At 61.3% G+C, this 26,776-nt stretch carries 26 protein-coding genes; 10 read left to right on the top strand and 16 right to left on the bottom strand.

Annotation, left to right across the window (positions count from 1 at the left end; genetic code table 11):
* Positions 1-3: 3 nt before the first annotated feature.
* The 3 genes from PSH94_RS03715 to pilV are packed head-to-tail and all read right to left on the bottom strand — an operon-like array spanning position 4 to position 1,731.
* A complete protein-coding gene (locus PSH94_RS03715; RefSeq protein WP_285427872.1) occupies positions 4-534 on the bottom strand; it encodes a PilX N-terminal domain-containing pilus assembly protein in 531 nt (176 codons plus the stop codon).
* 7 nt (positions 535-541) lie between these two features.
* Positions 542-1,249 carry a PilW family protein gene (locus PSH94_RS03710; protein ID WP_305436518.1) on the bottom strand — a complete coding sequence of 236 codons (708 nt, stop codon included), beginning with the start codon at positions 1,247-1,249 and terminating at the stop codon, positions 542-544.
* On the bottom strand, positions 1,246-1,731 hold the full coding sequence (gene pilV, locus PSH94_RS03705) for a type IV pilus modification protein PilV (RefSeq protein WP_305436516.1): 486 nt from the start codon (positions 1,729-1,731) through the stop codon (positions 1,246-1,248). Before pilV ends, PSH94_RS03710 begins: the two co-directional genes overlap by 4 nt.
* A 207-nt stretch (positions 1,732-1,938) precedes the next feature.
* Between pilV and PSH94_RS03700 the strand changes: the two genes are divergently transcribed.
* Positions 1,939-2,520, top strand: a complete 582-nt coding sequence (locus PSH94_RS03700; RefSeq protein WP_285427870.1) for a GspH/FimT family pseudopilin — start codon at positions 1,939-1,941, stop codon at positions 2,518-2,520.
* Here the strand turns inward: PSH94_RS03700 and ispH are convergent.
* The 6 genes from ispH to murJ form a co-directional block, all read right to left on the bottom strand.
* Positions 2,474-3,421, bottom strand: a complete 948-nt coding sequence (gene ispH / locus PSH94_RS03695) for a 4-hydroxy-3-methylbut-2-enyl diphosphate reductase (RefSeq protein WP_181079625.1) — start codon at positions 3,419-3,421, stop codon at positions 2,474-2,476. The genes PSH94_RS03700 and ispH overlap by 47 nt on opposite strands.
* Positions 3,422-3,546: 125 nt before the next feature.
* Complete coding sequence (gene fkpB / locus PSH94_RS03690) at positions 3,547-3,984, bottom strand: FKBP-type peptidyl-prolyl cis-trans isomerase (RefSeq protein WP_181079659.1); 438 nt, start codon at positions 3,982-3,984, stop codon at positions 3,547-3,549.
* A gap of 7 nt (positions 3,985-3,991) precedes the next feature.
* Positions 3,992-4,501 carry a signal peptidase II gene (gene lspA, locus PSH94_RS03685; RefSeq protein WP_181079624.1) on the bottom strand — a complete coding sequence of 170 codons (510 nt, stop codon included), beginning with the start codon at positions 4,499-4,501 and terminating at the stop codon, positions 3,992-3,994.
* The gene (gene ileS / locus PSH94_RS03680) at positions 4,494-7,325 is read right to left on the bottom strand and encodes an isoleucine--tRNA ligase (protein ID WP_305436514.1); all 2,832 of its coding nucleotides are present in this window, start codon (positions 7,323-7,325) and stop codon (positions 4,494-4,496) included. Before ileS ends, lspA begins: the two co-directional genes overlap by 8 nt.
* A gap of 14 nt (positions 7,326-7,339) precedes the next feature.
* Positions 7,340-8,278: a bifunctional riboflavin kinase/FAD synthetase gene (gene ribF, locus PSH94_RS03675; RefSeq protein ID WP_253510404.1), complete on the bottom strand. Its 939-nt coding sequence runs from the start codon at positions 8,276-8,278 to the stop codon at positions 7,340-7,342.
* A gap of 119 nt (positions 8,279-8,397) precedes the next feature.
* Positions 8,398-9,936: a murein biosynthesis integral membrane protein MurJ gene (gene murJ / locus PSH94_RS03670; protein ID WP_181079621.1), complete on the bottom strand. Its 1,539-nt coding sequence runs from the start codon at positions 9,934-9,936 to the stop codon at positions 8,398-8,400.
* Positions 9,937-10,189: 253 nt separating this feature from the next.
* Between murJ and rpsT the strand changes: the two genes are divergently transcribed.
* On the top strand, positions 10,190-10,468 hold the full coding sequence (gene rpsT, locus PSH94_RS03665; RefSeq protein ID WP_016976313.1) for a 30S ribosomal protein S20: 279 nt from the start codon (positions 10,190-10,192) through the stop codon (positions 10,466-10,468).
* A 213-nt stretch (positions 10,469-10,681) separates the two neighbouring features.
* Here the strand turns inward: rpsT and PSH94_RS03660 are convergent, their stop codons facing one another.
* Complete coding sequence (locus PSH94_RS03660) at positions 10,682-11,167, bottom strand: peptidylprolyl isomerase (RefSeq protein ID WP_181079620.1); 486 nt, start codon at positions 11,165-11,167, stop codon at positions 10,682-10,684.
* On the opposite strand from PSH94_RS03660, the gene PSH94_RS03655 reads away from it, so the two are divergent.
* The 3 genes from PSH94_RS03655 to PSH94_RS03645 all read left to right on the top strand — a co-directional run bounded on the left by PSH94_RS03655 (position 11,166) and on the right by PSH94_RS03645 (position 14,535).
* Positions 11,166-11,456, top strand: coding sequence for a DUF3565 domain-containing protein (locus PSH94_RS03655; RefSeq protein ID WP_370694740.1), 291 nt, complete (start codon positions 11,166-11,168; stop codon positions 11,454-11,456). The genes PSH94_RS03660 and PSH94_RS03655 overlap by 2 nt on opposite strands.
* A 79-nt stretch (positions 11,457-11,535) precedes the next feature.
* Complete coding sequence (gene pta / locus PSH94_RS03650) at positions 11,536-13,635, top strand: phosphate acetyltransferase (protein WP_253510400.1); 2,100 nt, start codon at positions 11,536-11,538, stop codon at positions 13,633-13,635.
* On the top strand, positions 13,636-14,535 hold the full coding sequence (locus PSH94_RS03645; RefSeq protein ID WP_305436509.1) for an acyltransferase: 900 nt from the start codon (positions 13,636-13,638) through the stop codon (positions 14,533-14,535).
* A gap of 110 nt (positions 14,536-14,645) precedes the next feature.
* Here the strand turns inward: PSH94_RS03645 and cysN are convergent, their stop codons facing one another.
* From cysN to PSH94_RS03625, 4 genes are all read right to left on the bottom strand, one after another.
* On the bottom strand, positions 14,646-16,544 hold the full coding sequence (cysN, locus tag PSH94_RS03640; protein WP_305436507.1) for a sulfate adenylyltransferase subunit CysN: 1,899 nt from the start codon (positions 16,542-16,544) through the stop codon (positions 14,646-14,648).
* A gap of 53 nt (positions 16,545-16,597) precedes the next feature.
* Positions 16,598-16,939, bottom strand: a complete 342-nt coding sequence (locus PSH94_RS03635) for a four helix bundle protein (protein ID WP_236218003.1) — start codon at positions 16,937-16,939, stop codon at positions 16,598-16,600.
* A 104-nt stretch (positions 16,940-17,043) separates the two neighbouring features.
* A complete protein-coding gene (gene cysD, locus PSH94_RS03630) occupies positions 17,044-17,961 on the bottom strand; it encodes a sulfate adenylyltransferase subunit CysD (protein ID WP_003208447.1) in 918 nt (305 codons plus the stop codon).
* Between the two features lie 173 nt (positions 17,962-18,134).
* On the bottom strand, positions 18,135-18,893 hold the full coding sequence (locus tag PSH94_RS03625; RefSeq protein WP_305436505.1) for a Nif3-like dinuclear metal center hexameric protein: 759 nt from the start codon (positions 18,891-18,893) through the stop codon (positions 18,135-18,137).
* A gap of 102 nt (positions 18,894-18,995) precedes the next feature.
* Between PSH94_RS03625 and algW the strand changes: the two genes are divergently transcribed.
* Both algW and PSH94_RS03615 read left to right on the top strand, forming a co-directional pair.
* Positions 18,996-20,150, top strand: coding sequence for a Do family serine endopeptidase AlgW (gene algW, locus PSH94_RS03620; protein ID WP_181079613.1), 1,155 nt, complete (start codon positions 18,996-18,998; stop codon positions 20,148-20,150).
* Positions 20,151-20,259: 109 nt separating this feature from the next.
* Positions 20,260-22,353 carry a TonB-dependent siderophore receptor gene (locus PSH94_RS03615; protein WP_305436504.1) on the top strand — a complete coding sequence of 698 codons (2,094 nt, stop codon included), beginning with the start codon at positions 20,260-20,262 and terminating at the stop codon, positions 22,351-22,353.
* 5 nt (positions 22,354-22,358) lie between these two features.
* Here the strand turns inward: PSH94_RS03615 and hemH are convergent, their stop codons facing one another.
* Positions 22,359-23,384: a ferrochelatase gene (gene hemH, locus PSH94_RS03610; protein WP_305436502.1), complete on the bottom strand. Its 1,026-nt coding sequence runs from the start codon at positions 23,382-23,384 to the stop codon at positions 22,359-22,361.
* Between the two features lie 14 nt (positions 23,385-23,398).
* The gene (locus tag PSH94_RS03605; protein ID WP_266245917.1) at positions 23,399-24,298 is read right to left on the bottom strand and encodes a TIGR01777 family oxidoreductase; all 900 of its coding nucleotides are present in this window, start codon (positions 24,296-24,298) and stop codon (positions 23,399-23,401) included.
* Positions 24,299-24,496: 198 nt separating this feature from the next.
* Between PSH94_RS03605 and PSH94_RS03600 the strand changes: the two genes are divergently transcribed.
* From PSH94_RS03600 to PSH94_RS03590, 3 genes are all read left to right on the top strand, one after another.
* The gene (locus tag PSH94_RS03600; protein ID WP_253510390.1) at positions 24,497-25,483 is read left to right on the top strand and encodes an NAD(P)/FAD-dependent oxidoreductase; all 987 of its coding nucleotides are present in this window, start codon (positions 24,497-24,499) and stop codon (positions 25,481-25,483) included.
* Positions 25,480-25,695 carry a TIGR02450 family Trp-rich protein gene (locus PSH94_RS03595; protein WP_305436500.1) on the top strand — a complete coding sequence of 72 codons (216 nt, stop codon included), beginning with the start codon at positions 25,480-25,482 and terminating at the stop codon, positions 25,693-25,695. Before PSH94_RS03600 ends, PSH94_RS03595 begins: the two co-directional genes overlap by 4 nt.
* A gap of 112 nt (positions 25,696-25,807) precedes the next feature.
* Positions 25,808-26,767: a DUF523 and DUF1722 domain-containing protein gene (locus PSH94_RS03590; protein WP_181079607.1), complete on the top strand. Its 960-nt coding sequence runs from the start codon at positions 25,808-25,810 to the stop codon at positions 26,765-26,767.
* Positions 26,768-26,776: the final 9 nt, after the last annotated feature.

Below are 26,776 nucleotides of genomic sequence, written 5' to 3'. Positions count from 1 at the left end.
TCCTTATTGAAGTTGCCGCCAGGACACCCGCCGAAATCGTGAGCCGCCCTCCCCATCCACCCGCGCATACACGCTTTCCAGCACGGTGCGCGACTGACCATTGAGGCCCACTGCCGTCACGCGATAGAGCGCGGCCGGTGTCAGCGCCGGTAAATGCACAATCCCCACGCCAGCACCCAATGACTGAACGCCATAAAGACCGCCCTTAATCGCGACCCAGGTAATCGCCGAAACCGGGTGCGTCCCAGCATTCATGACTGTAAACGCCTCCTCCGGCGGGGCGCAGGTGACCGGCGAAGAACACGGCGGCAACCCCACGCCGCTGCGCCGTATGCTCCACTCTCCAAACCTCAAGCCGCTCTCGGCGCTTTGCAGCGACTGGTTGCGATGCCAGAAGCTGGCGGCCATTTTTTGCTGGGCCACCACCGCTTGCATCGAGGAAAGGCCGATCAGCGATAACAGCAGCAGGAAAACCAGGCTGAACAGCAGCACCATGCCTGCCTGGCGAAGATGAATACTTGCGGTGCGCTCCATGGCCGCCCTACCCCAGACGATTACGCAGCGCCGCAACGACACTGTACGTTTGATCCTTGACGCGAGCGGTCGGGTCCTGCAGCGTCATTTGAATACGCACGCTGCGTATCAACGAGTCGTCGGCCGGGCTGGCGTCGTAACGAGCCACCTGCGTCGATGCCGGGTCGGCGGCCACGCCGAAACTGATCTCGAACGCCCGCACGTTATCCACCAGCACCGCCTTGGCTGGCGCGGCCGGCGTACTGACCTTCAATTGACCCGCCTCGTAGGTGTAGGTGAGTTGGCGTACCGCGAAACGCATCTGCCCAGGGCCGGGAACAGGTGAATGCCCGGCATAAGCCTGGGCGGTGCCCGTACAGTCGGAGAGCACCGTCCAGTCCGGCCTGCCGGCGCCGTCACCTACGCTGGCGGTGACCAGGGTCAGCGATTTCGAACCTGCAACGGCGCTCCAGCTTACGGGCCGATCAAAGGCCGGTGGCGCGTGCTCGATGCCAGCGCTGGCCAGGCAACCGAACATGCCGACCTGGCGAATATCCTGAACCATCTTGCCGAGTGCGAACCGCGCATCGTCCTGCAACAACATCGCTGCCTGTTGGCTGGCGTGTGTCATTCGGGAAGGGATTGCAACCTGGCTGACGCCAGCCACCAGCACCCAGCCCAGCGTCATGGCCAGCAGCAACTCCACCAGGCTGAAACCGCGAATGAACGGGTTCATCGCATGCTCTCCACATCGGCGTCGAGGCGACTGGTCAACGTGAAGGTTTCGCGCGTGCCGGGGATGCCGCTGCCTCGGCTGTCATCCCAACTGATACTGACAGTCACGTCATGAGCATTGACGACCACCGCCCCTGCGCCGCTCTCCCCGGCGAACCCCAGGATATTGGCCTCGAAATCGTGCAGGTCGAGGTCGCGCACGCTCGCGCCGGCAACACTGGCCGGGGCCCGCGCGGCACGCCCCCACGCGTAGTCGGCACCGGCGTTGGCACGGATTCGGTCGAGCATATCGTAGGCAATAAAGCTGGCCTGGCTGGTCATTCTCGAACTGTCGGTGGACTTCAACGCGTTGAGTTGGATAACCGCCGCGCCCAGCAGGCCAACGCCAAGAATCAGTACCGCTACCAGGACCTCGATCAGTGTCGTGCCGGCTTGGTGCCGAGGTAATGCAACAAAAAAATAAGCGTTGGAATAAGCGAGCATCACCATCGTCATCCGTGTCGAGGGTCGAAAGAGAGCAGGCAAAAACCTGCTGTGTGACCCAAGACTAGCGCCAGCTTTTCGCCCGTGCCGCGCCAGGAACAAAGGGAAATACTTTGGACATAAAGGCCATCATCCAAGGCCGAGACCCAGGCGCTATACCTTGGTCTGCACCTGACATATTCAGCCGCGTCCACGGAGGGACAACCCATGAAACAACGAGGATTCACCCTGATCGAATTGCTGCTCGGGCTGATCGTGAGCGGCATTCTGGCTCACATCACCGTACCCGGTTTCAAGCACCTGCTGGAATCACAGCAGCGGCAAGGCGCAGCACACTCATTGGCGAACGGACTGCGCTTCGCACGCGCCGAGGCCATCGCACGCAATCGACCGGTGGTCATTCATGCCCTGAACAGCGATTGGAGCCACGGTTGGCGGATCATTGTCGACGTGAGCGGGCGCGGCCATCTGGACGATGACAACCCGATCCTGCTGGAGCGTCAGGACAACGGACGCATACCGCTTGTAGGCAACGGGCCGTTGAAGAACCAGGTACGCTTCAGCGGGCTGGGCGAACCGGTATTTTCGGGGGGAGGGTTTCGCGCCGGCACCGTGCATGTGTGCGACACGCAAAACGCCCGCAGCCTGCACCAGATAGTGCTGGCGCCCAGCGGGCGCATCAGCCTGCGCAGCGATAAGGCCGAACAGGCCTTGTGCCGCGGTTACTCGGGCAACCTCGCGCTCAGAGCAGCGAGCGAACCCGCAGCTCCTTGGGCATGGAGAAAGTAATGTTTTCCTCACGCCCGGCCAGCTCATCGGCGCCGGTCGCACCCCACGCGTGCAATTGCTGGATAACGCCACGCACCAGCACTTCCGGGGCTGAAGCACCCGCCGTGATGCCGATACGCTCAATGCCATCGAACCAATCGCGCTGCAGGTCTTCGGCACCGTCGATCAGGTACGCCGGGGTGGCCATGCGCTCGGCCAACTCACGCAGGCGATTGGAGTTGGAGCTGTTCGGGCTGCCAACCACCAGGACGACGTCGCACTCATCGGCCAATTGCTTGACCGCATCCTGGCGATTTTGCGTGGCGTAGCAGATATCGTCCTTGCGCGGCCCGCCGATCGCCGGAAAGCGCGTGCGCAGGGCGTCGATGACGCGGCTGGTGTCGTCCATGGACAAGGTGGTCTGAGTCACGAACGCCAGACGCTCCGGATTGCGCACCTGCAGGTTGGCCACGTCCTTCTCGTCTTCGACCAGGTAGATGGCGCCACCGTTGCCGGCGTCATACTGGCCCATGGTGCCTTCAACTTCCGGGTGGCCGGCATGGCCGATCAGAATGCATTCGCGGCCGTCGCGGCTGTAACGCGCCACTTCGATATGAACTTTGGTGACAAGTGGGCAGGTGGCATCGAAGACTTTCAGGCCTCGGCCCGCCGCTTCGCTGCGCACGGCCTGGGAAACGCCATGGGCGCTGAAGATAACGATAACGTCGTCCGGCACCTGGTCGAGTTCCTCGACGAAGATCGCGCCGCGGGCGCGAAGATCTTCGACCACGAACTTGTTGTGCACGACTTCGTGACGCACATAAATCGGTGGCCCGAAGACTTCCAGAGCGCGGTTGACGATTTCGATCGCCCGGTCCACGCCGGCGCAGAAGCCACGGGGGTTGGCGAGTTTGATTTGCATGCTGTGCCTCGTGCCTGGCGCTTGGTCAGAGTTGACGCTACTGAACTGTCAATGAAGATCAAAGGTGGGAGGGGGCTTGCCCGCTCCCACACCAGCCCGCTCCCGTATTTAAATCGGGGCGTTGATCAAAGTGCTTTAACGTCGATGATTTCCACATCGAACGTCAAGGTTTTACCGGCCAACGGGTGGTTGAAGTCGATGGTCACTTGCGCGTCATCGAACGTCTTGACCACGCCTGGCAACTCCGTATTCGCCGCATCGTTGAAAATCACCAGCAGGCCTTCAGACAGCTCCATGTCCTGGAACTGCGAACGCGGGATGATCTGCACATTCTGCGGATTGGGCTGGCCAAACGCGTTTTCCGGCTGGATCTGCAGGGTACGCTTGTCGCCGGCCTTGAAACCGAACAAGGCGGCTTCGAAACCCGGCAGCAGGTTACCGTCGCCGACCTTGAAGGTCGCCGGAGCCTTGTCGAACGTGCTGTCGACCGTATCGCCGTTTTCCAGGCGCAGTGCGAAATGCAAAGTGACTTCCGTGTTCTGGCCGATGCGTTGCTCAGCCAATACTTGTTCAGTCATTGACGGTCTCTCCGGTTTTCTTACTTTTGAACATATCCAGCGCCAGCATGATTGCACCGACGGTGATCGCGCTGTCGGCGAAGTTGAACGCCGGGAAATAGTGGCGGTTCTGCCAGTGCACCAGGATGAAGTCGATCACATGGCCCAGGGCAATACGGTCGTACAGGTTACCCAACGCGCCACCCAACACCAGGGCCAAGGCCACGGCCAACCAAGTGTCATCGCGGCCCAGTCGCTTGAGCCAGACCACCAGCACCGCACTGACCACCACCGCGATCAGGGCGAACAGCCAACGCTGCCATCCGCCGCTGTCGGCGAGGAAGCTGAACGCCGCGCCAGTGTTGTAGGCCAGGGTCCAGCTGAAGTAGTCAGGGATCACTACGATTTGCTGGAACATTTCCAGGGAGCCTTCGAAGTGAGCCTTGCTGACCTGGTCGATGACCAGCACCAGCAGACTCAATACGAGCCAACCCAGACGTCCGAAACGGCCGGCGTTAGGCATAGTGGCGAACCTCACCGGCACCGCTGATATTGTCGACGCAGCGACCGCAGATTTCCGGATGCTCGGGGTTCACGCCGACATCTTCACGGCAGTGCCAGCAACGGGCGCACTTGGCGAAGGCCGACTTGACCACTTTGAGCTTCAAGCCAGGCACTTCGGTAGCCACGGCATCCGCCGGAGCCTGGGCGAACGGCGCGAGGCTGGCGGTGGAAGTGATCAACACGAAACGCAGCTCGTTGCTCAACTTGGCCAGGTCGGCGCTCAGGCCTTCTTCGGCAAACAGCGTGACTTCGGCCTGCAGGTTGCCACCAACGGCCTTGGCCGCGCGCTGAACCTCCAGCTCCTTGTTCACCGCAACCTTGACCGCCATCACACCTTCCCAGTACTCACGGCCCAATTCGAAGTCAGCCGGCAGTTCTGTCAGCCCTTCGTACCAAGTGTTGAGCATCACGGACTCGTTACGCTCGCCCGGCAGATACCCCCACAGTTCGTCGGCGGTGAAGGCCAGGATCGGCGCGATCCAGCGCACCAGCGCTTCAGAGATGTGGTACAGCGCGGTCTGCGCCGAACGGCGCGCCTTGCTGTTGGCGCCGGTGGTGTACTGGCGGTCCTTGATGATGTCGAGGTAGAAACCGCCCAGCTCCTGCACGCAGAAGTTGTGGATCTTGGAGTAGACGTTCCAGAAGCGGTATTCGCCGTAATGTTCCTGCAACTCGCGCTGCAGCAGCAGGGTGCGGTCCACGGCCCAACGATCCAGGGCGAGCATGTCCTCGGCCGGCAGGATATCGGTGGCCGGGTTGAAACCGGTCAGGTTCGACAGCAGGAAGCGTGCGGTATTACGGATACGACGGTAGGCATCGGCGCTGCGCTGCAGAATCTGCTCCGACACGGCCATTTCGCCGGAATAGTCGGTAGACGCCACCCACAGACGCATAATGTCGGCACCCAGGGTGTCGTTGACTTTTTGCGGCGCGATCACGTTGCCCAGGGACTTGGACATCTTGCGGCCGTTTTCGTCGACGGTGAAGCCGTGGGTCAGCAATTCGCGGTACGGCGCGTGGTCGTCGATGGCGCAACCGGTCAGCAATGAGGAGTGGAACCAGCCACGGTGCTGGTCCGAACCCTCCAGGTACAGGTCGGCGCGCGGGCCGGTCTGATGCCCCATCGGATGCGAGCCGCGCAATACGTGCCAGTGGGTGGTGCCGGAGTCGAACCACACGTCGAGGGTGTCGCTGATCTTGTCGTACAGCGGCGCTTCGTCACCCAGCAGCTCGGCGGCGTCCAGTTTGAACCAGGCCTCGATGCCTTCCTGTTCAACGCGCTGGGCCACTTCTTCCATCAGTTCAACGGTGCGCGGGTGCAGCTCGCCGCTTTCCTTGTTCAGGAAGAACGGGATCGGCACGCCCCAGTTGCGCTGGCGGGAGATGCACCAGTCCGGGCGGTTGGCAATCATCGAGTGCAGGCGCGCCTGGCCCCAGGCCGGGATAAAGCCGGTGCCTTCGATGGCCTTGAGGGCACGATTGCGCAGGGTGTCGCCGGCCACCGGTTCTTTGTCCATGCCGATGAACCACTGCGCGGTGGCGCGGTAGATCAGCGGCGTCTTGTGGCGCCAGCAGTGCATGTAGCTGTGCTGGATAGTCGCGGTCTGCATGAGTGCGCCAACGTCGCGCAGCTTGTCGATGATGGCCTTGTCAGCCTTGAAGATGAACTGGCCACCGAAGAACTCCAGCGACGGCACATAGACGCCGTTGCTTTGCACCGGGTTGATGATGTCATCGTTGACCAAGCCGTACTTCTTGCAGATCACAAAGTCGTCCACGCCGTAGGCAGGCGAGCAGTGAACCACACCCGTACCCGAACCCAGCTCGACGTAATCGGCCAGGTACACCGGCGACAGACGGTCATAGAACGGATGACGGAAGTTGATCAACTCCAGCGCTGAACCGGTGGTGGTGGCAATCACCGAACCTTGCAGCTCGTAGCGCGCCAGGCAGGCCTCGACCATTTCCTCGGCCAGCACCAGCAGGCGATCACCGACATCCACCAGGGCGTAGGTGAATTCCGGGTGCACGTTCAGCGCCTGGTTGGCGGGGATGGTCCACGGGGTGGTGGTCCAGATCACGATGGCCGCCGGCTTGGCCAGGCTGGCCAGGCCGAACGCATTGGCCAGCTTGGCCTCGTCCGCGATCGGGAAGGCCACGTCGATGGTCGAGGACTTCTTGTCTTCGTACTCAACTTCAGCTTCCGCCAGGGCCGAGCCGCAGTCGAAGCACCAGTTCACGGGCTTGAGACCCTTGAACACGAAACCGCCTTTGACGATCTCGGCCAAGGCACGGATTTCACCGGCCTCGTTCTTGAAGTCCATGGTCTTGTAGGGGTTGGCCCAGTCGCCCAGGACACCCAGGCGGATGAACTCGGACTTCTGCCCTTCGATCTGTTCGGTGGCATACGCACGGCACAGTTCGCGTGTCTTGTCCGCGCCCAGGTTCTTGCCGTGGGTCACTTCGACTTTGTGCTCGATCGGCAGGCCGTGGCAGTCCCAACCTGGAACATAAGGTGCGTCGAAACCCGACAGGGTTTTCGAGCGGACGATCATGTCCTTGAGGATCTTGTTCAGCGCATGACCGATGTGAATCGTGCCGTTGGCGTAAGGAGGGCCGTCGTGCAGGACGAATTTCGGACGATCCTTGCCAATTTCGCGCAACTTTCCGTACAGGCCAATACTGTCCCAGCGCTGCAGGATCTGCGGTTCGCGCTGTGGCAGGCCGGCCTTCATTGGGAAGGCGGTGTCCGGAAGGTTTAGCGTGGCTTTATAGTCGGTCATTTAAGGCTCTTCGGTTAGCGATGGGCGCTAGGTGCGGCTAGTGCACGGGCGGCGGCGACATCCGCATTGATCGCCGTTTTCAACGCCTCGAGGGAGGCGAAACGCTGCTCTTCACGCAGCTTCTGGTGGAAAACCACCGTCAAACGCCGGTCATACAAATCACCGGCAAAATCCAAAAGGTGAACTTCCAGGTGGGCCTTGCCATCACCTGCAACCGTGGGTCTGACGCCTATGTTGGCGACTCCCGGCCACGATTGACCGTCGATGTCGACGCTGACCAGGTAAACCCCGGTCAGCGGCACACGGCGGCGCTTGAGTTGCACGTTGGCGGTCGGCGTGCCCAATTGGCGCGCCAGCTTCTGGCCGTGCAGTACCCGCCCGGCGATGCGGAACGGGCGACCGAGCAAACGCTCGGCCAAGGCGAAGTCGGCGGCGGCCAGGGCATTGCGCACCTGCGTACTGCTTACACGCAGGCCGTCCAGCTCGACGGTTTGCGCGGCCTCGACGGTAAAGCCCTGGCGGATGCCGGCCTGTTGCAGAAAGTCGAAATCCCCAACCCGGTCGCAGCCGAAACGGAAGTCGTCGCCGACCTCCAGATGCTGCACACCCAGGCCATCGACCAGGATGCGGTCGACGAACTCGGCAGCGCTGAGACTTTGCAAACGCTGGTTGAAGGCCAGGCACAGGACACGGTCCACGCCTTCTTCGGCCAGCAGCTGCAGTTTGTCGCGCAGGCGCGCCAGACGAGCCGGCGCGGTCTCGGGGGAGAAGAACTCCCGCGGCTGCGGCTCGAAAATCACCACGCAGCTGGGCACGCCCAACTCGACCGCACGCTCGCGCAGCCTGGCCAGGATAGCCTGGTGGCCACGGTGAACACCGTCAAAGTTGCCAATAGTGGCGACGCAGCCCCGATGCCGGGGGCGCAGGTTGTGGAGACCTCGAACCAGCTGCATAACGCGCTTCTTGCTCATAAAGTGGTCGATTATAACCACACACTGCCCCGGACGACAGGCAACAGCGCAGGGCAAATGGGTCGAATCGATAAAACACCGGTTTTATAGCGGCAAACTCTCTAACTCAGCGACTTGCGATTGAAATCCCGCAGCCGGAAACCTTGCAGTAATAACATCCCGAAGTACACCACTACCCCAGCGACCACCAGCACGCCCAGGCGCATGAAGCGTTCGAGCATATGGCCCTGGTCCCAGGCGGGCATGAAGTGCATCAGCCCAAGCAACACGGCGCACATCATCCCCACCGCCACCAGCAGTTTGACCGCGAACATCCCCCAGCCTGGCTGCGGCTGGAACATCTGCTGTTTGCGCAGTTGGTAGAACAGCAGGCCGGCGTTGATGCAGGCGCCCGCGCTGATCGCCAGGGCCAGACCGGCATGGGCCAGCGGGCCGATAAACAGCAGGTTGAGCAACTGCGTGACGATCAGCGTGAAAATCGCGATTTTCACCGGCGTGCGAATGTTCTGCTGGGCGTAGAAGCCCGGCGCCAGCACCTTGATCACAATGATGCCGAGCAGGCCGACGGAGTAGGCGATCAGCGCGCGCTGGGTCATCAGGGCGTCATGGGCGTCAAATTGACCATATTGGAACAGCGAGACTGTCAGCGGCTCAGCCAGAATACCCAGCGCCAGGGAACACGGCAGCACCAGCACGAAGCACAGGCGCAGGCCCCAATCGAGGATGCGCGAGTATTCCTGGCGGTCCTTGTTGGCGTAGGTTCGCGCCAGGGTCGGCAGCAGGATTGTGCCGAGTGCCACGCCCAGCACACCGGAGGGCAACTCCATCAGGCGATCGGCGTAATACATCCACGACACTGAACCCGATACCAGCAACGAAGCGAACGCGGTGTTGATGATCAGGGAGATCTGACTGACCGACACGCCAAGGATGGCCGGCAACATATTGCGCATGACACGCCAGACGCCGGTGTCCTTGAGGTTCAGGCGCGGCAGCACGAGCATGCCGATCTTCTTCAAATGCGGCAGCTGGTAAAGCAATTGCGCCAGGCCACCGGCCAGCACCGCCCAGCCCAGCGCCATCACCGGCGGATCGAAGTACGGGGTGAGGAACAGCGCAAAGATGATCATGCTGACGTTAAGCAGCGTTGGCACGAAGGCCGGTACCGAGAAACGGTTCCAGGTATTGAGGATGGCCCCGGCCAGGGAAGACAGGGAAATCAGCAATATATAAGGAAAGGTCACGCGCAGCAGGTCGGTGGTCAGCGCGAATTTTTCCGGGGTGTCGGCAAAGCCGGGCGCCGTGGCCCAGATCACCCACGGCGCGGCGAGCATGCCCAGGGCGGTCACCAGCATCAATACCAGGGTCAGCAGGCCCGAGACGTAGGCAATAAAGGTTCGCGTCGCCTCTTCGCCCTGCTGGGTCTTGTACTCCGCCAGAATCGGCACGAACGCCTGCGAGAACGCCCCCTCGGCGAAGATGCGCCGCAGCAGGTTGGGCAACTTGAACGCGATAAAGAAGGCATCCGTGGCCATGCTGGCGCCAAAGATGCGCGCCAGCAGGGTGTCACGCACGAACCCCAGAACCCGGGAAATCATCGTGATAGAGCTGACGGCAGCCAGCGATTTGAGCAGATTCATTGAAAGAGTTTGCGCCTATGGATAAAGAGCAGGCGAACTGTGCGCCCACTTATGCGATACTGCGCGCCTGCAACAGCACAGCGCCAAAGCTCGCGAGTTTACAGGTCAAGCGCCGGAAATAAATCACCCGCCTCTTAAGATCGACCACTCAGCAGTTCGCATCTGCCGCCCTTGACAACCCATCAAGTCATCGGCATGATTCGCGGCCTATTTTGTTTGCTATTTCCTAAAAAGTCTTTCGAGGAGCTCGACGGTGGCCAACACACCTTCCGCCAAAAAACGTGCAAAACAGGCTGAGAAGCGTCGCAGCCACAACGCCAGCCTGCGTTCCATGGTTCGTACCTACATCAAGAATGTAGTTAAAGCCATCGACACCAAAGACGCTGAAAAAGCTCAAGCAGCCTACGTTCTGGCTGTGCCGGTTATCGACCGTATGGCCGATAAAGGCATCATCCACAAGAACAAGGCCGCTCGCCATAAGAGCCGCCTGAATGGCCACATCAAGGCTCTGAGCGTTGCTGCTGCAGCCTGAGTGGTAACAACTGCAACGCAGCCCAGGTTGCGTAACAGTTAAGAAATGCCCCGTACCGAAAGGTCCGGGGCATTTTTGTTTGTGCCTGAAAATCATCGCAGCTCCACCGGTGGGCAAGTCCTCCCACATTTTGATCGCGGTGTATTTTCGGGCACAAAAAAAACGCCCCGAACCGGTCGAGGCGTTTTTGCTACCGCTTGATCAAAACATCAATCAATGGTGATGACCGCCTTCACCGTGGACGTGACCGTGGGCCACTTCTTCCTGGGAAGCGTCGCGGATGGCAACGATCTTCACTTGGAAGTTCAGGCGCTGGCCAGCCAGGGGATGGTTGCCGTCGACGGTAACGTCGTCGCCGTCCAGGTCACGGATTGTGACGATCTGCATTTGACCGTCCGGCGCGGAAGCGTGGAACTGCATGCCCACTTCCAACTCATCAACACCTTCGAACATGCTGCGGCTCAGGGTGCTGACCAGTTCGGCGGAGTATTCGCCGTAGGCATCTTCAGGCTCCACGGCAACGTTCAGCTCATCGCCAACGCTTTTGCCTTCCAGTGCCTTTTCCAGGCCTGGAATGATGTTACCTGCGCCTTGCAGGTAGACCAGCGGCGCGCCGCCGGCTGAGCTGTCGATGACCTCACCAGCGTCGTTGGTCAGGGTATAGTCGATGGAGACAGCCTTGTTAGCGGCGATCGTCATGGGGCGAGACCTTTTGCATAAGAATGAAGAACGGACAAGTCTAAACAAGGATTTGCCCGAAAGCGAACAGAACCCGGACGGACGGGACCGACCAACGGTCTCCCGCATCCTCGGCTTCCACCTGGACGCCGAGCAGCAATGGGTTGTCGAGCTGTCCTGCGGCCACACCCAGCACCTGCGCCACCAGCCACCCTGGCAATCCCGCGCCTGGGTACTCGACCCGCTGCAACGCAGCAAAAAAATAGGCCAGCGCTTTGCCTGCGGCTGGTGTGCGCAAGCCCACGAATAGCGATAACCTTGGCACCTGATTCCCGGCAGGCGCTCAGTTATAGGGCGCCACCGAAGCCATGCACCTCCAGAGAATTCGCATGCAGACTTTTTTTATCGCGCCCACCGATTTTGGTGTGGGTCTGACCTCCATCAGCCTCGGGCTGGTGCGCACCCTCGAACGAGCCGGGCTGAAAGTCGGCTTCTTCAAACCGATTGCCCAACCTCACCCAGGCGATACCGGCCCCGAACGCTCCACCGAACTGGTGGCGCGCACCCACGGCCTCAAGCCGCCACAGCCCCTGGGCCTGGCCCACGTAGAGCGGATGCTCGGGGACGGCCAGCTCGATGAGCTGCTGGAAGAAATCATCACCCTGTATCAGCAGGCCGCCGTGGGCAAGGATGTGCTCATCGTCGAGGGCATGGTGCCGACCCGCAGCGCCAGCTATGCCGCACGGGTCAACCTGCACCTGGCCAAGAGCCTGGATGCGGAAGTGATCCTGGTCTCGGCCCCGGAAAACGAAGTACTCACCGAGCTGTCCGGCCGCGTGGAACTGCAGGCCCAACTGTTCGGCGGGCCGAAAGACCCGAAAGTGCTCGGCGTAATCCTCAACAAGGTGCGCACTGACGAAAGCATGGAAGCCTTCTCGGCGCGCCTCAAGGAACATTCGCCCTTGCTGCGCAGTGGCGATTTCCGCCTGTTAGGCTGCATTCCCTACCAGCCTGAACTCAATGCCCCGCGCACCCGTGACGTCGCCGACCTGATGGGCGCACAGATCCTCAATGCCGGCGACTACGAAACCCGGCGCATGACCCGCATCATCATCTGCGCCCGCACCATGCGTAACACCGTGGAACTGCTCAAGCCCGGCGTGCTGGTGGTGACCCCCGGGGACCGCGACGACATTATCCTGGCCGTCAGCCTGGCCGCCATCAACGGCGTGCCCCTGGCCGGGTTGCTGCTGACCAGCGACACCCTGCCCGACCCGCGCATCATGGACCTGTGCCGCGGCGCCTTCCAGGCCGGGCTGCCGGTGCTGTCGGTGAGTACCGGCTCCTACGAGACCGCCAACCTGCTCAACAACCTGAACAAGGAAATTCCCATCGATGACCGCGAGCGCGCCGAGATCATTACCGATTTCGTCGCCGGCCATCTCGATGCACGCTGGCTGCACCAACGCTGCGGCACGCCGCGGGAGATGCGCCTGTCGCCGGCGGTGTTCCGCTACCAGTTGATCCAGCGCGCCCAGGCCGCCAACAAGCGCATCGTCCTGCCCGAAGGCAGCGAGCCGCTGACCGTGCAGGCCGCCGCCATCTGCCAGGCTCGCGGCATTGCGCGCTGCGTGCTGCTGGCCAAGCCGGCGGACGTGGAAGCCGTGGCCCGTGCCCAAGGCATCGAATTGCCCGAAGGACTGGAGATTCTCGACCCGGACCTGATCCGCGAGCGGTACGTCGAGCCAATGGTGGCGCTGCGCAAGAGCAAGAGCCTCAATGCGCCGATGGCCGAGCAGCAGTTGGAAGACACCGTGGTGATCGCGACCATGATGCTGGCCCTGGATGAAGTCGACGGGCTGGTATCCGGGGTTATCCATTCCACCGCCAATACCATCCGCCCGGCCTTGCAGTTGATTAAAACCGCACCGGGTTGCACGTTGGTGTCGTCGGTGTTCTTCATGTTGTTCCCCGAACAGGTGCTGGTGTACGGCGACTGCGTGATGAACCCGCACCCCAGCGCCGCCGAACTGGCGGAGATCGCCCTGCAGAGCGCCGACTCGGCGCAGGCGTTCGGCATTACCCCGCGCGTGGCAATGATCAGTTACTCCAGCGGCGACTCGGCCAGCGGCGAAGAAGTCGAGAAAGTCCGCGAAGCCACTCTGCTTGCCCATGAACAGCAAAGCGCACTGTTGATCGACGGCCCGCTGCAATACGACGCCGCCGCCAACGAAACCGTGGCGCGGCAACTGGCGCCCAACAGCCCGGTCGCCGGCAAGGCCACGGTATTCGTGTTCCCGGACCTGAACACCGGCAACACCACCCACAAAGCGGTGCAGCGCAGCGCCGACTGCGTAAGCCTGGGGCCGATGCTCCAGGGGCTGCGCAAACCGGTCAACGACCTGCCGCGCGGCGCCCAGGTCGACGACATCGTGTACACCATCGCACTGACTGCGATCCAAGCCGCCAACCGACCTATGGATATCTAAATGCTGGATTTTCTGCCTGCCGCCGTACGCGGGGTGATCGCATCGCTGTTGCTGGCGCTGAACACAATTCTGCTGTGTTCGTTCCTGTTCGTCGTGGCGCTGTTCAAGGCCCTGCCCTTTGCCAAGCGCTTCAGTGAATGGCTGATGAACCACACCCATGAGGCCTGGGTCACCAACAATAAGGGCTGGATGAACCTGGTCCGGCACACGCGCTGGCACGTGACCGGCCTTGAAGGCCTGGACTACCAGCATTCCTACCTGGTGACCAGCAATCACCAGAGTTGGGTCGACATCATGGTGCTGCAATATGTGCTCAACCGTCGCATTCGCCCGCTCAAGTTTTTCCTCAAGCAGGAGTTGATCTGGGTGCCGGTGATTGGCCTGGCGTGGTGGGCGTTGGGCTTTCCCTTCATGAAACGCTACACCAAGGCCTACCTGGAAAAACACCCGGAGAAGAAAGGCAAGGACCTGGAAACCACCCGCAAGACCTGCGCGAAGTTTCGCGACAACCCGGTGGGCATCTTCAATTTCGCCGAAGGCACGCGGTTTACGCCGGGCAAGCACGCGCAGCAAAATTCACCGTTTCGCTACCTGCTCAAGCCCAAGGCCGGCGGTATCGCGTTTGTGCTGGATGCCATGGGCGAACAGTTGAAGTCGCTGGTGAACGTGACTATCCACTACCCCGCCGGGCGCCCTGGGTACTGGGACTTGCTATGCGGGAAGGTGAAGGACGTGGTGGTGCGGTTTGATGAGGTGCAGATCCCGCGTGAGTTCATCGGCAAGAACTATGAGCAGGATGGGGAGTATCGACTGGCGTTCCAGGGGTGGATCAACCAGCTGTGGGAAGAGAAGGATGCGTTACTGGACAAGCTACATAAAGACTTCCCAGACAAACGATAATCAAAAGGTGGGAGAGGGCTTGCCCTCGATAGCAGTGTGTCAGTCAGTACCTCTGTCACGGGTACATCGCTATCGGGGGCAAGCCCCCTCCCACATTTGACTGCGCGAGCTTAGATCGCGCCGCGCTGACGCAACAGTTCCAGCACTTGCTTGACGCTGTCTTCCAGCGACAGGGCCTGGGTGTCGATGACCAGGTCGGCGTTCAACGGCACGTCGTACGGGAAGGACTCGCCAGGAATGTTATCCCCACCGGCGGCATACAGGCCTTGCGGATCGCGCTCGGCGCACACCAGCGGCGATGCCTGCACGTAAACGGTCAGCAGGCGGTCGCTGCCAATCAGCGCCTTGGCCTGTTCACGACCTTCGGCGTCCGGTGCGACGAACGCGGCCAGGGTCAGCAGGCCGGCTTCGTTGAACTGACGCGCCACATGCGCGGCACGCCGCCAGTTCTCGGTACGCCCGGCGCGATCCTGCGGCAGCCCTTTGTTGAGGTCGTGGCGCAGGTTCTGGCCATCCAGCACGAACACGGCACGGCCCATATCGAACAGCTTGCGCTCGACCGCATAGGCCAGGGTGCTCTTACCGGCGCCCGACAACCCGCTGAACAACACCGTAGCCGGTTGCTGGCCGAAGCGCAGCGCGCGCTCTTCGGTTGCCACATGGGCCAACTTGCCGTGGTGCGACGCACCGCCATGGTTCACCGGCGGCGCGATGATCATGCCGGCCGCCACGGTGCCGTTGGTCAGACGATCGATGACAATGAAGGCGCCGGTGGTGCGGTTGCTGTCGTAACCGTCCAGCGCGATGGCGGCGTCGAGGCTGACCTTGACGCGGCCGATCTCGTTCAACTGCAACGAACTCGCCGGGCCTTCGGCCAGGGTGTTCACGTCCACGCGGTGCACGATGCTGGTGATGGAACCCGGCACGTAACTGGTGGCGCGCTTGATGTCGTATTTCTTGCCCGGCAGCATCGGTTCTTCGGCCATCCACACCAGCATGGCATCGAAGGCGTCGGCCACCTGCGGCACGTTGTCGGCATGCACCAGCAAGTCGCCGCGCGAGATGTCGATCTCGTCTTCCATGGTCAGGGTCACCGCCTGGCCGGGGCCGGCGTGCTCCAGCTCACCTTCGAAGGTGACGATGGATTTGACGCGGCTGCTCTTGCCCGACGGCAGCACCACGACTTCGTCGCCCTTGTGCACGATGCCGCTGGCCAGGGTGCCGGCGAAGCCACGGAAGTTCAGGTTCGGACGGTTGACGTACTGCACCGGGAAACGCAGGTCGGTGTAGTTGCGGTCGTTGGCGATCTCGACGGTCTCGAGGATCTCCATCAGCGACTGCCCGGTGTACCAGGGCGAACGCTCGCTCCTGTTCACCACGTTGTCGCCCTTGAGCGCCGACATCGGCACGAACGCCATGGTGCTCGGCTTGAATGCGATACCGTCGGCGAACTTCAGGTAATCGGCCTTGATGGCCTCGAAGACGTTTTGGTCGAAGCCGTTGATATCCATCTTGTTGACGGCGATTACGATGTGCTTGATGCCCAGCAACGAGGCGATGTAGCTGTGGCGACGGGTCTGGGTCTGCACGCCATAGCGCGCGTCGATCAGAATGATCGCCAGGTCACAGGTGGACGCACCCGTAGCCATGTTGCGGGTGTACTGCTCATGGCCGGGCGTGTCGGCGATGATGAATTTGCGCTTGGCGGTAGAGAAGTAGCGGTAAGCCACATCAATGGTGATGCCCTGCTCACGCTCGGCCTGCAAGCCGTCGACCAGCAGGGCCAGGTCGATATCGTCACCGGTGGTGCCGGACTTCTTCGAATCGCGGGTAATGGCTTCCAAGTGGTCTTCGTAGATCATCTTGGAGTCGTGCAGCAGGCGCCCGATCAGGGTGCTCTTGCCGTCGTCGACGTTGCCACAGGTCAGGAAGCGCAACATTTCCTTGCGCTCGTGCTGGCCCAGGTAGGCGAGGATGTCCTCGCTGATCAAATCAGATTGATGGCTCATTGGGTTCAAGCTCCGAGCTGTAAGCTTCAAGCGGCAAGCTTGTCGGCGTACAGCTAGTCAGAAATTTTGTTGATCAGGCCGCAGAGCATTTTTGAGAGCTCGCGAGTTTCTGTAATCCAGTTTTCAGCCAGCGGGCGGGCGATGTAAGCAATGTCGCTACCGATGAGAATCTGTGTCCGTAACTCACCACAAGAAGACTTCGCTATCCAAAGAAAACGCGCCTTTTCTTTAGCACTGCGACGCTCCGTACCCTCAGCAATATTGGAGGGCACCGAAAGTGCAGAGCGAGTGATCTGGTCCTTAAAACCAAGATCCCTGCATTGCGCCAACTCCCGGTAAACTCCCACCGCTAAACATTTGCTTCTCTGCCAAACGACCAACTTCTCGAAGTCCATTACGAGTCACTCGATAGCGGCTCGCAACAACCGGCTGCAAGCACCAAACCGCCAAATTACGCATACCGCCTTTAACTTGCAGCTTGCCGCTTGTAACTCGAAACTTAAAAGTACCCCTGCCGTTTTTTATCTTCCATGGAGCCGGCGCCATCATGGTCGATGACCCGGCCCTGGCGCTCGGAAGTTCGCGTCAGGAGCATTTCCTGAATGATGTCCGTCAGCGTTTCGGCTTCGGACTCCACCGCGCCCGTCAACGGGTAGCAGCCAAGGGTACGGAAACGGACTTTCTTTTTGACGATGCGGGCTTTGTCTTCGTCGGACAGGTGCTCAAGGATGCGGTCGTCGTCGATCATGATCAACGTGCCGTTCTTCTCGATCACCTCACGCTCGGCGGCGAAGTACAGCGGCACGATCGGGATGCCTTCCAGGTAGATGTACTGCCAGATGTCCAGCTCGGTCCAGTTGGACAGCGGGAACACGCGGATCGACTCGCCCTTGTTGACGTTGCCGTTATAGACGTTCCACAGCTCCGGGCGCTGGTTCTTCGGGTCCCAGCGGTGTTTGCTGTCGCGGAACGAGTACACGCGCTCTTTGGCGCGGGATTTCTCTTCATCGCGACGGGCGCCGCCGAATGCTGCGTCGAAACCATACTTGTCCAGGGCCTGCTTGAGGCCCTCGGTTTTCATGATGTCGGTGTGCTTGGCGCTGCCGTGGGTGAACGGGTTGATGCCCTGCGCCACCCCATCCGGATTGACGTGGGTGATCAACTCCAGGCCCAGTTCTTCGACCATTTTGTCGCGGAACTTGTACATCTCCTGGAATTTCCAGCGGGTGTCGACGTGCATCACCGGGAATGGCAGCTTGCCCGGGAAAAACGCCTTGCGTGCCAGGTGCAGCATCACGGCGGAGTCTTTACCGATCGAGTAGAGCATCACCGGGTTGTCGAACTCGGCGGCGACCTCGCGGATGATATGGATGCTTTCCGCCTCCAGCTGTTTCAGATGCGTCAGTTTGTCGACCATGGCTACTCACGAAAACGATCTTATGGACGGCCAGCGGGCCGTGTTCGAGCGGGGCATGCTAGCACAGCAACTTCTTCTATTTAGGGCGCCATCTAGACCGAAACGATATATGAATATGCCCCAAGGTTTGGCGTCGAGGGCCGGTCGGACCCGCTCAAACGCAGGAGTGCGCGTCAGATCGGGTTGGGGCAATCGATGAATAAATGCTCCAAGGCAAAGCGCCGCGCCAGGTAATCGCCCAGCGCCTGTACGCCGTAACGCTCGGTGGCGTGATGGCCGGCGGCAATGAAGCTGACGTCGTTTTCGCGGGCGCTGTGGAAGGTCTGCTCGGACGCCTCGCCGCTGAGGAACAGATCGACACCGGCGGCGATCGCCTGGTCGATATAGCCCTGGCCGCCGCCGGTACACCAGCCGATGCGGCGGATCATCTCGCTGCCCTCGATCAGCAGCGGCTCGCGGCCCATGACGTCCTGCACGCGGCGGGCGAAGTCGCGGGGCGACAAGGGCTCGGCAAGGGAGCCGACCAGACCGATAACTTTCAGGTTATCCGGGTCCAGCGGGCCTTCGACGGTGATGTCCAACTGCCGCGCCAGCTGCACGTTATTGCCGACGGCGGGGTGCAGGTCCAGCGGCAGGTGGTAGGCCAGCAGGCTGATGTCGTGCTTGAGCAGGGTTTTCAGGCGACGTTGCTTCATGCCGGTGATGCACGGGTTTTCGCCTTTCCAGAAATAACCATGGTGAACCAGCACCAGATCGGCCTGGGCCTCGACGGCGGCATCCAGCAGCGCCTGGCTGGCGGTCACGCCGCTGACGATGCGCATCACCTGCGGACGACCCTCGACCTGCAGGCCGTTGGGGCAGTAATCAGCAATTTTTGCACTGCCGAGGTAGCGGTCCGCTTCCTCGACGAGGGTGGTAAGGGGGACGGCCATGAAAGTCTCCTAAATATCCCGTTCAGAGGCGCTCGCAGCCTCGTATAATGCGCGACATTATGGGCGCTCCCCCGCCCCCTGCAACCTGTCAGGACTTACTTGATGCTCAAGGCGCTGCGTTTTTTTGGATGGCCATTGCTGGCCGGCGTGCTGATCGCGATGCTGATCATTCAGCGTTTCCCCCAGTTGGTGGGCTTACCCAGCCTTGATGTGAACCTGCAACAGGCCCCGCAGACCACCACGGTGGTGCAAGGCCCGGTGACCTATGCCGACGCAGTGGTGATCGCCGCTCCGGCGGTGGTCAACCTGTACACCACCAAAGTCATCAACAAACCGGCGCATCCGCTGTTTGAAGACCCACAGTTCCGCCGCTACTTCGGTGACAACGGGCCCAAACAGCGGCGCATGGAGTCCAGCCTGGGTTCCGGAGTGATCATGAGCCCCGAAGGCTACATTCTCACCAATAACCACGTGACCAGCGGCGCCGATCAGATTGTGGTGGCCCTGCGTGACGGCCGCGAAACTCTGGCCCGCGTGGTGGGCAGCGATCCGGAGACGGACCTGGCGGTGCTGAAGATCGATTTGAAGAACCTGCCTGCGATCACCCTCGGCCGCTCCGATGGTTTGCGCGTAGGCGATGTCGCGCTGGCGATCGGCAACCCGTTCGGGGTCGGTCAGACCGTGACCATGGGCATCATCAGCGCCACCGGGCGCAATCAGTTGGGCCTCAACAGCTACGAAGACTTTATCCAGACCGACGCCGCGATCAACCCGGGTAACTCCGGCGGCGCGCTGGTGGATGCCAATGGCAACCTGACCGGCATCAACACGGCGATTTTCTCCAAGTCCGGCGGCTCCCAGGGCATCGGGTTTGCGATTCCGGTGAAGCTGGCGATGGAGGTGATGAAGTCGATCATCGAACACGGCCAGGTGATTCGCGGCTGGCTGGGCATCGAAGTGCAGCCACTGACCAAAGAGCTGGCCGAGTCGTTCGGCCTGACCGGGCGTCCCGGCATCGTGGTGGCGGGGATCTTCCGCGACGGCCCGGCGCAGAAGGCCGGCCTGCAACTGGGTGACGTGATTCTAAGCATCAACGGCGAACCGGCCGGCGACGGGCGCAAGTCGATGAACCAGGTGGCGCGGATCAAGCCAACCGAGAAGGTTGCGATCCAGGTCATGCGCAATGGCAAGGAGATCAAGTTGTCAGCCGAAATCGGCCTGCGCCCACCGCCAGCCCCAGTAAAAGAAGAGGAATAATCGACCTCATCCACGTGCCCGTTGACAGGCACGCGGGTGATATTTCGTAGCGATTCATTCTCATTAGGCATGTTATATTGTTTCAATACTGTTATTGGAACGCTCTCTCATGCCGTCTCGAAAAATCGCTCCCCTGGCTGGCCTGGCCCTGGGATTGCTGCTGGACCCGGCCTTCGCCGAAGACAACCGCCTGGAACTGGAAGCCATCAGCGTCACCACCGATGCCTATGAATCCGCCACCGGCCCGGTCAAGGGCTACCGCGCCACCCGCTCCGCCAGCGCGACCAAAACCGACACGGCCCTGCGCGACATCCCACAGTCCATCAGCGTGATTCCGGCCACGGTACTCAAGGACCTGGGCAGCACCAACGTGGAACGCGCGCTGGAATTCGCCGGTGGGGTGTCCAAGCAAAACAATTTCGGCGGCCTGACCCTTTACGAATACAGCGTGCGCGGTTTCACCACGTCGGAGTTCTACCAGGACGGCTTCAGCGCCAACCGTGGCTACCCGAGCACGCCGGACACCGCCAATATCGAACGTATCGAAGTGCTCAAGGGCCCTGCCGCGAGCCTCTACGGACGCGGCGATCCCGGCGGTACGGTGAATATCGTCACCAAGAAACCTCAACCCGAAGCCTTCACCACCCTGCAAACCAGCGCAGGCAGTTGGGATCGTTATCGCACCGCACTGGACGTCAACACCCCGCTGGACAGCCAAGCTAACGTGCTGTCACGGGTCAACCTGGCGGTGGAGGACAACCACAGTTTCCGCGATCACGTCGGCAGCAAGCGGGTGTTTGTCGCGCCGTCGTTCAGTTGGCAATTGGACCCGGACACCACGCTCTTGGTGGAAAGTGAGTTCGTGCGCCACAGCTCCACCTTCGACCGTGGCATCGTCGACGCTCCCGGCGTATCGCGCCGCACATTCCTCGGCGAACCCAACGATGGCGACATCGACAACCACAACAACCGCCTGCAGGCGACCCTCGAACATCACCTCAACGATGCCTGGAAACTGCGCCTGGCCAGCCACTACAAACAAGGCAGCCTGTGGGGCGATGCTTCGGAAAACCGCGCGCTGAATGCCGACGGTCACACCCTCAATCGCCGTTACCGCGAACGCTCCATGGGCTGGCACGACAGCATCACCCAGCTGGAACTGCGCGGCCTGTTCGACATCGGCAGTTGGCAGCACGAGCTGTTGGTGGGCACCGAATACGAGGACTACCGCAAGAACGAGCGCGTGACTGCGGTCGCGGGGAGCTACCCCATCGACCTTTACAACCCGGTCTACGGCCAGCCCAAACCCAACGGCGCGCGCTCCGGCACTGACTTCTTCGAGCAGACCAGAAGCCACGCCTTGAACCTGCAGGACCAGATCGTCTTCACCGACCGCCTGCGCGGCATGATTGGCGCGCGCGTTGAGCATTTCGAACAAACCGTCGATGACTTTACCCGTAACGCCCCAACCAGCCGCCAAACCCACGACGCCCTGACTCAGCGCGCAGGATTGCTTTACCAGCTCACGCCAGAAATCGGTGTGTTCGCCAACGCCTCGACCTCGTTCAAGCCCAATAGCGGCCTGGACGCTACGGGAAAAACCTTCAAGCCTGAAGAAGGCGTGGGCTATGAAGTGGGGGTCAAAAGCGAACTGTTCGACGACCGCCTCAGCGCCACCCTCGCCGCCTTCCATATCGAAAAGGAAAACGTGCTGGCCCTCGACCCGGCCACCAACACCAACCGCGCCATGGGCAAGGCCCGCAGCCAGGGTTTCGATCTGCAACTGACCGGGCAAGTGACCGACGCCGTGCGCGTGATCGGCGCCTTCGCCTACATCGATGCCGAGGTGACCAAGGGTGACAACACCATTCCAGCCGGCAGCCGCATCCTTGGCGTGGCCAAGCGCAGCGGCAGTCTGTTGGGGGTGTATGAATTCCAGGAGAGCGCCCTGCGCGGCTCGGACCTGGGCGCAGCATTCACCTATGTGGGGGATCGCTCGGGGGAAGCCGGCGGCAGCTTTGAACTGCCCGCCTACCACACCGTCGACCTGCTGGCCCATTACAAAGCCACGCAAAACGTGACGGTGGGCCTGAACCTTAACAACCTGTTCGATGAAAAGTACTACGAACGGTCCTACAGCAGTTATTGGGTCAGCCCAGGCGAACCGCGCAATCTCACGGTCAGCCTGACCCTCGACCTATAACGCAGCTACAGTTGCTGCGGCGCGCGCTCGCACAGGGTATTGAGCGCCGCCGCCCACTGCGGGTCGTCGTTCAGGCAGGGCACCAGCACCAGCTCTTCGCCACCGGCCTCACGGAACTGCTCGCGGCCGCGATCGCCGATCTCTTCCAGAGTCTCGATGCAATCGGCGACGAACGCCGGGCACATCACCAGCAGCTTTTTCACGCCTTGCTGGGCCAGCGCCTCCAGGCGCGCCTCGGTGTAGGGTTCGATCCACTTCGCGCGGCCCAGCCGCGACTGGAATGCCACCGACCATTTGCCGTCCGGTAAACCCAGGCGTGCAGCGAAATCACGGGCGACGGCGAAGCACTGCGCGCGATAGCAGGTGGCAAGCACCTGCGGCGACGCGTTCCTGCAGCAGTCGGCATCTTTGAAACAATGCTGGCCGGTGGGGTCGAGCTTGGTCAGGTGCCGCTCCGGCAGGCCGTGAAAACTCAGCAGCAGGTGATCGTAATCCTGCTCCACATACGCCCGAGCGCTCGCCGCCAATGCCTCGATGTACTCCGGCTGATCGTAGAACGGCTGCAGGATCGAAAACTGCACATCCAGTTTCTTATCACGCACCACGCGCTGGGCTTCTTCGATCACCGTAGTCACGGTGCTGTCGGCAAACTGCGGGTATAACGGCGCGAGCGTGACTTTGCGGATGCCCTGGGCGGCCAGGCGCGTCAGGGTGGTTTCCAGGGACGGCTCGCCGTAACGCATCGCCAACTCCACCGGGCCTTGGGTCCATTGCGCGGTCATCTGCGCTTGCAGGCGCCGGCTGAGTACCACCAGCGGCGAGCCCTCCTCCCACCAGATCGACGCATAGGCGTGCGCCGACTGCTCCGGGCGCTTGATCAGGATCAGCGACACCAAAAGGCGTCGCACCGGCCATGGCAGGTCGATCACATAAGGGTCCATCAAAAACTGGTTGAGGTAGCTGCGCACATCGGCCACCGAAGTGGACGCCGGTGAACCCAGGTTGACCAGTAACAACGCGTGATCCGTCATGCAACATCCTATCTCTAGAGGCGGGTGGACAAGTCGTCCAGAGCCGCGCGCAACTCAGTGAACTGGAAAGTGAAACCGGCCGCCAGCAACCGTTCGGGTACGGCCTTCTGCCCGCCCAGCAATAACCCCGACAACTCGCCCAGCCCCACCTTCAGCGCGAAGGCCGGCATAGGCATGAACGCCGGACGATGCAGCACCTGGCCCAGGGTTTTGGCGAACTCGCGGTTACGCACCGGGTGTGGCGCGCACGCATTATAAGGACCGCTGGCGTCTTCCTTGTGCAGAAGAAAATCAATCAGGGCGATTTGATCCTTGATATGCACCCACGGCATCCACTGCCGTCCATCGCCGATCGGCCCGCCCAGCGCCAGCTTGAAGGGCAGCAGCAACCGCGACAAAAAGCCGCCCTGCGCAGCCAGCACCAGGCCAGTACGCACCAGTACCACGCGAATGCCCAGGGCTTCGGCGCGCTGGGCGGTTTCTTCCCAGGCGATGCACAACTGGCTGGGGAAATCGTCCTGCACCGGGCCGCTGGCTTCGGTCAGTTCGCGCTCGCCGCCGTCGCCGTACCAACCCACCGCAGAGCCCGACACCAGCACCGCCGGTTTCTGCTCAAGGCCTTCGAGCCAGGCCAGCAGGGTTTCGGTAAGACTGATGCGGCTGCTCCACAGCAGTGCCTTGCGCTTATGGGTCCACGGGCGGTCGGCGATGGGTGCGCCGGCCAGGTTGACCACCGCATCCACTGCGCCGATCACCTCTTCCAGGCGCGCAACGCCCAGTACTTGTGCGCCGCACAGCGACGCCACTTCTTCCGGATGACGGCTCCACACGGTCAGGCGATGCCCCTGGGCCAGCCAGTGTTGGCAGAGCTGGCGACCGATCAAGCCGGTACCGCCGGTCAGCAAAATATGCATGGGACGCTCCTCATGTAACGTTCGCCGCCGATCACTGGTCTATTTTATAAGCAGGGATCAATTCGTAGTTGGGCGTGGCGTATGGTTAACCATAGGACACGTCAACGGTTCAGGTACGCCAAAACTTATACCAAAAAACAATATTGTACAGCTATTGGTCTCGGCGTAGCCTGTACGCAACGGTAAATGAGGCTCACCATGACTCTACCCATCGCGATTATCGGTACCGGTATTGCCGGTCTCTCCGCCGCCCGAGCGTTAAAAGAGGCCGGGCATGTTGTACAACTCTTCGATAAAAGTCGCGGCAGCGGCGGGCGTATGTCCAGCAAGCGCAGCGATGCCGGTGCGCTGGACATGGGCGCCCAGTACTTCACCGCCCGTGATCGGCGTTTTGCCACCGAGGTGCAGCGCTGGCAGGCGCAGGGCGTGGTCGATCAGTGGCTACCCAAGCTCTACCAATTCAAGTCCGGCCAGCTCACTCCCTCCCCCGATGAACAGGTGCGCTGGGTCGGCACACCACGCATGAGTGCCATCACTCGCGCACTGCTGGATGATTTGCCGGTGCAGTTCGGTTGCCGCATCACCGAGGTGTTCCAGGGCAAACATCACTGGAACCTGCAGGACGCCGACGGCGGCAATCACGGGCCTTTCAGCCACGTGATCATCGCCACCCCGGCGCCCCAAGCGAGCGCCCTGCTGGCGGCCGCGCCCAAACTGGCGAGCGTCGCCGCCGGGGTAAAAATGGACCCCACCTGGGCCGTCGCCCTGGCCTTCGACACACCGCTGGACACCCCGATGCAAGGCTGTTTCGTACAAGACAGCCCCCTCGACTGGCTGGCACGCAACCGCAGCAAGCCAGGGCGCGACACGCGCCTCGACACCTGGGTTCTGCATGCCACCAGCGCTTGGAGCAAGGCCCACCTGGACCTGTCCAAGGAAGCAATCACGGAATACCTGCACGGTGCCTTCGCCGAGTTGCTGCACAGCACCATGCCCGAGCCTTCGTTCAGCCTTGCCCATCGCTGGCTGTATGCGCGACCGTCCAGCGCCCATGAGTTCGGCGTACTCGCCGATGCTGACCTGGGGTTGTATGTCTGCGGCGACTGGTGCCTGTCCGGCCGCGTGGAAGGCGCCTGGCTCAGTGGCCAGGAAGCGGCGCGCCGTCTGATCGAGCATCTGCAATGAACCGCATCAACCCGGATAAATTGCTGCTGTCGAAATGGACAGCAGCACACCCGAAAAACAAGGAAAAACATTTCCTGGTCACTGAGCTGTTTCGTGATGAGGAAGGCACCGTGCTCGAACTCGAACTGCAGGCAGTGATGACCCGGCGTGGCGAGCGGCTGCGGTGGCAGACCCTGCAGGACGCCGAAACGTGGACAATCGGCTGGAAATAACATTCGCGCAAAAACTTATACAAATAATTTGACTTGTACAGCATCAAACCTATGATGAGATTTAGTTGTACAGGCTATAGAGTTTGTATAGGAATTTCGCAGAGGTTTGCCCATGTCCAACAGCCCCAAACCGAAGATCGCTATCAGTGCCTGTCTGTTGGGCGAGAACGTGCGCTTCAATGGCGGACACAAGCAATCCCTGCTCTGCTGCCAGACCCTGGCCGACTATTTCGACTTCGTTCCCTTGTGCCCGGAAGTGGCCATCGGCCTGGGCATTCCCCGCGAGCCGATCCGCCTGGTAGGCGACGCTGCCCAGCCGCAGGCCGTCGGTACCGTGAACCGTGCGCTCAACGTCACCCAACCGCTGGACGATTACGGCCGGCAGATGGCGCGCGAACATACTGACTTGTGCGGTTACATCTTCATGCAGAAGTCACCATCCTGTGGCCTGGAAAGGGTCAAGGTCTATCGTGAAAACGGCACACCGGTGGACGGCGGCGGTCGCGGCATCTATGCCCAGGCGTTCTGCGCGCGCCACCCCAACCTGCCGGTAGAGGAGGACGGGCGCCTGAACGACCCGGTCCTGCGGGAAAACTTCCTTACCCGCGTGTTCGTCTATGCAAGCTGGCAAGCACTGCTGGCCGAAGGCTTGAGCCGCCATCGCTTGCTGGCCTTTCACTCGCGCTACAAGTACCTGCTGATGGCCCACAGTCCGCAACATTACAAAAGCCTCGGCCACCTGCTGGGCACGATGGACAAAGGCATCCCGCTGGAAGAACTGGCCGCCGGCTACTTCAGCGAATTGATGACCGGCCTGAAAAAATGCGCCACCCGCGGCACCCACAGCAACGTGCTGCAGCACATCAGCGGCTACCTCAAGCAGGTAATCAGCGCAGACGACAAACAGGAAATGCAAACCGTCATCGGCCAATACCGCCACGGCATCGTGCCGCTGGTGGTGCCGCTGACGTTGCTCAAGCACCACTTTCGCCAACACCCGGACCGCTACATCGCGCAGCAGGCGTACTTGCAGCCGCACCCGGAAAATCTCAGCCTGCGAAATGCGATCTAACCCATGAAA

This window comes from Pseudomonas sp. FP2254, from assembly GCF_030687695.1.
In the GTDB taxonomy this organism is placed as follows: domain Bacteria; phylum Pseudomonadota; class Gammaproteobacteria; order Pseudomonadales; family Pseudomonadaceae; genus Aquipseudomonas; species Aquipseudomonas quebecensis.
This window is presented reverse-complemented; position numbering and strand designations above follow the sequence as displayed.

What these genes read in the sequence shown, in the direction of transcription:
- PSH94_RS03715 (WP_285427872.1), bottom strand. Translation starts at nt 534, where the DNA reads ATGGAGCGCACCGCAAGTATTCATCTTCGCCAGGCAGGCATGGTGCTG.
- PSH94_RS03710 (WP_305436518.1), bottom strand. Translation starts at nt 1,249, where the DNA reads ATGAACCCGTTCATTCGCGGTTTCAGCCTGGTGGAGTTGCTGCTGGCC.
- pilV (WP_305436516.1), bottom strand. Translation starts at nt 1,731, where the DNA reads ATGCTCGCTTATTCCAACGCTTATTTTTTTGTTGCATTACCTCGGCAC.
- PSH94_RS03700 (WP_285427870.1), top strand. Translation starts at nt 1,939, where the DNA reads ATGAAACAACGAGGATTCACCCTGATCGAATTGCTGCTCGGGCTGATC.
- ispH (WP_181079625.1), bottom strand. Translation starts at nt 3,421, where the DNA reads ATGCAAATCAAACTCGCCAACCCCCGTGGCTTCTGCGCCGGCGTGGAC.
- lspA (WP_181079624.1), bottom strand. Translation starts at nt 4,501, where the DNA reads ATGCCTAACGCCGGCCGTTTCGGACGTCTGGGTTGGCTCGTATTGAGT.
- ileS (WP_305436514.1), bottom strand. Translation starts at nt 7,325, where the DNA reads ATGACCGACTATAAAGCCACGCTAAACCTTCCGGACACCGCCTTCCCA.
- ribF (WP_253510404.1), bottom strand. Translation starts at nt 8,278, where the DNA reads ATGCAGCTGGTTCGAGGTCTCCACAACCTGCGCCCCCGGCATCGGGGC.
- murJ (WP_181079621.1), bottom strand. Translation starts at nt 9,936, where the DNA reads ATGAATCTGCTCAAATCGCTGGCTGCCGTCAGCTCTATCACGATGATT.
- PSH94_RS03655 (WP_370694740.1), top strand. Translation starts at nt 11,166, where the DNA reads ATGGGGCGAGACCTTTTGCATAAGAATGAAGAACGGACAAGTCTAAAC.
- PSH94_RS03660 (WP_181079620.1), bottom strand. Translation starts at nt 11,167, where the DNA reads ATGACGATCGCCGCTAACAAGGCTGTCTCCATCGACTATACCCTGACC.
- pta (WP_253510400.1), top strand. Translation starts at nt 11,536, where the DNA reads ATGCAGACTTTTTTTATCGCGCCCACCGATTTTGGTGTGGGTCTGACC.
- PSH94_RS03645 (WP_305436509.1), top strand. Translation starts at nt 13,636, where the DNA reads ATGCTGGATTTTCTGCCTGCCGCCGTACGCGGGGTGATCGCATCGCTG.
- cysN (WP_305436507.1), bottom strand. Translation starts at nt 16,544, where the DNA reads ATGAGCCATCAATCTGATTTGATCAGCGAGGACATCCTCGCCTACCTG.
- PSH94_RS03635 (WP_236218003.1), bottom strand. Translation starts at nt 16,939, where the DNA reads ATGGACTTCGAGAAGTTGGTCGTTTGGCAGAGAAGCAAATGTTTAGCG.
- cysD (WP_003208447.1), bottom strand. Translation starts at nt 17,961, where the DNA reads ATGGTCGACAAACTGACGCATCTGAAACAGCTGGAGGCGGAAAGCATC.
- PSH94_RS03625 (WP_305436505.1), bottom strand. Translation starts at nt 18,893, where the DNA reads ATGGCCGTCCCCCTTACCACCCTCGTCGAGGAAGCGGACCGCTACCTC.
- algW (WP_181079613.1), top strand. Translation starts at nt 18,996, where the DNA reads ATGCTCAAGGCGCTGCGTTTTTTTGGATGGCCATTGCTGGCCGGCGTG.
- PSH94_RS03615 (WP_305436504.1), top strand. Translation starts at nt 20,260, where the DNA reads ATGCCGTCTCGAAAAATCGCTCCCCTGGCTGGCCTGGCCCTGGGATTG.
- hemH (WP_305436502.1), bottom strand. Translation starts at nt 23,384, where the DNA reads ATGACGGATCACGCGTTGTTACTGGTCAACCTGGGTTCACCGGCGTCC.
- PSH94_RS03605 (WP_266245917.1), bottom strand. Translation starts at nt 24,298, where the DNA reads ATGCATATTTTGCTGACCGGCGGTACCGGCTTGATCGGTCGCCAGCTC.
- PSH94_RS03600 (WP_253510390.1), top strand. Translation starts at nt 24,497, where the DNA reads ATGACTCTACCCATCGCGATTATCGGTACCGGTATTGCCGGTCTCTCC.
- PSH94_RS03595 (WP_305436500.1), top strand. Translation starts at nt 25,480, where the DNA reads ATGAACCGCATCAACCCGGATAAATTGCTGCTGTCGAAATGGACAGCA.
- PSH94_RS03590 (WP_181079607.1), top strand. Translation starts at nt 25,808, where the DNA reads ATGTCCAACAGCCCCAAACCGAAGATCGCTATCAGTGCCTGTCTGTTG.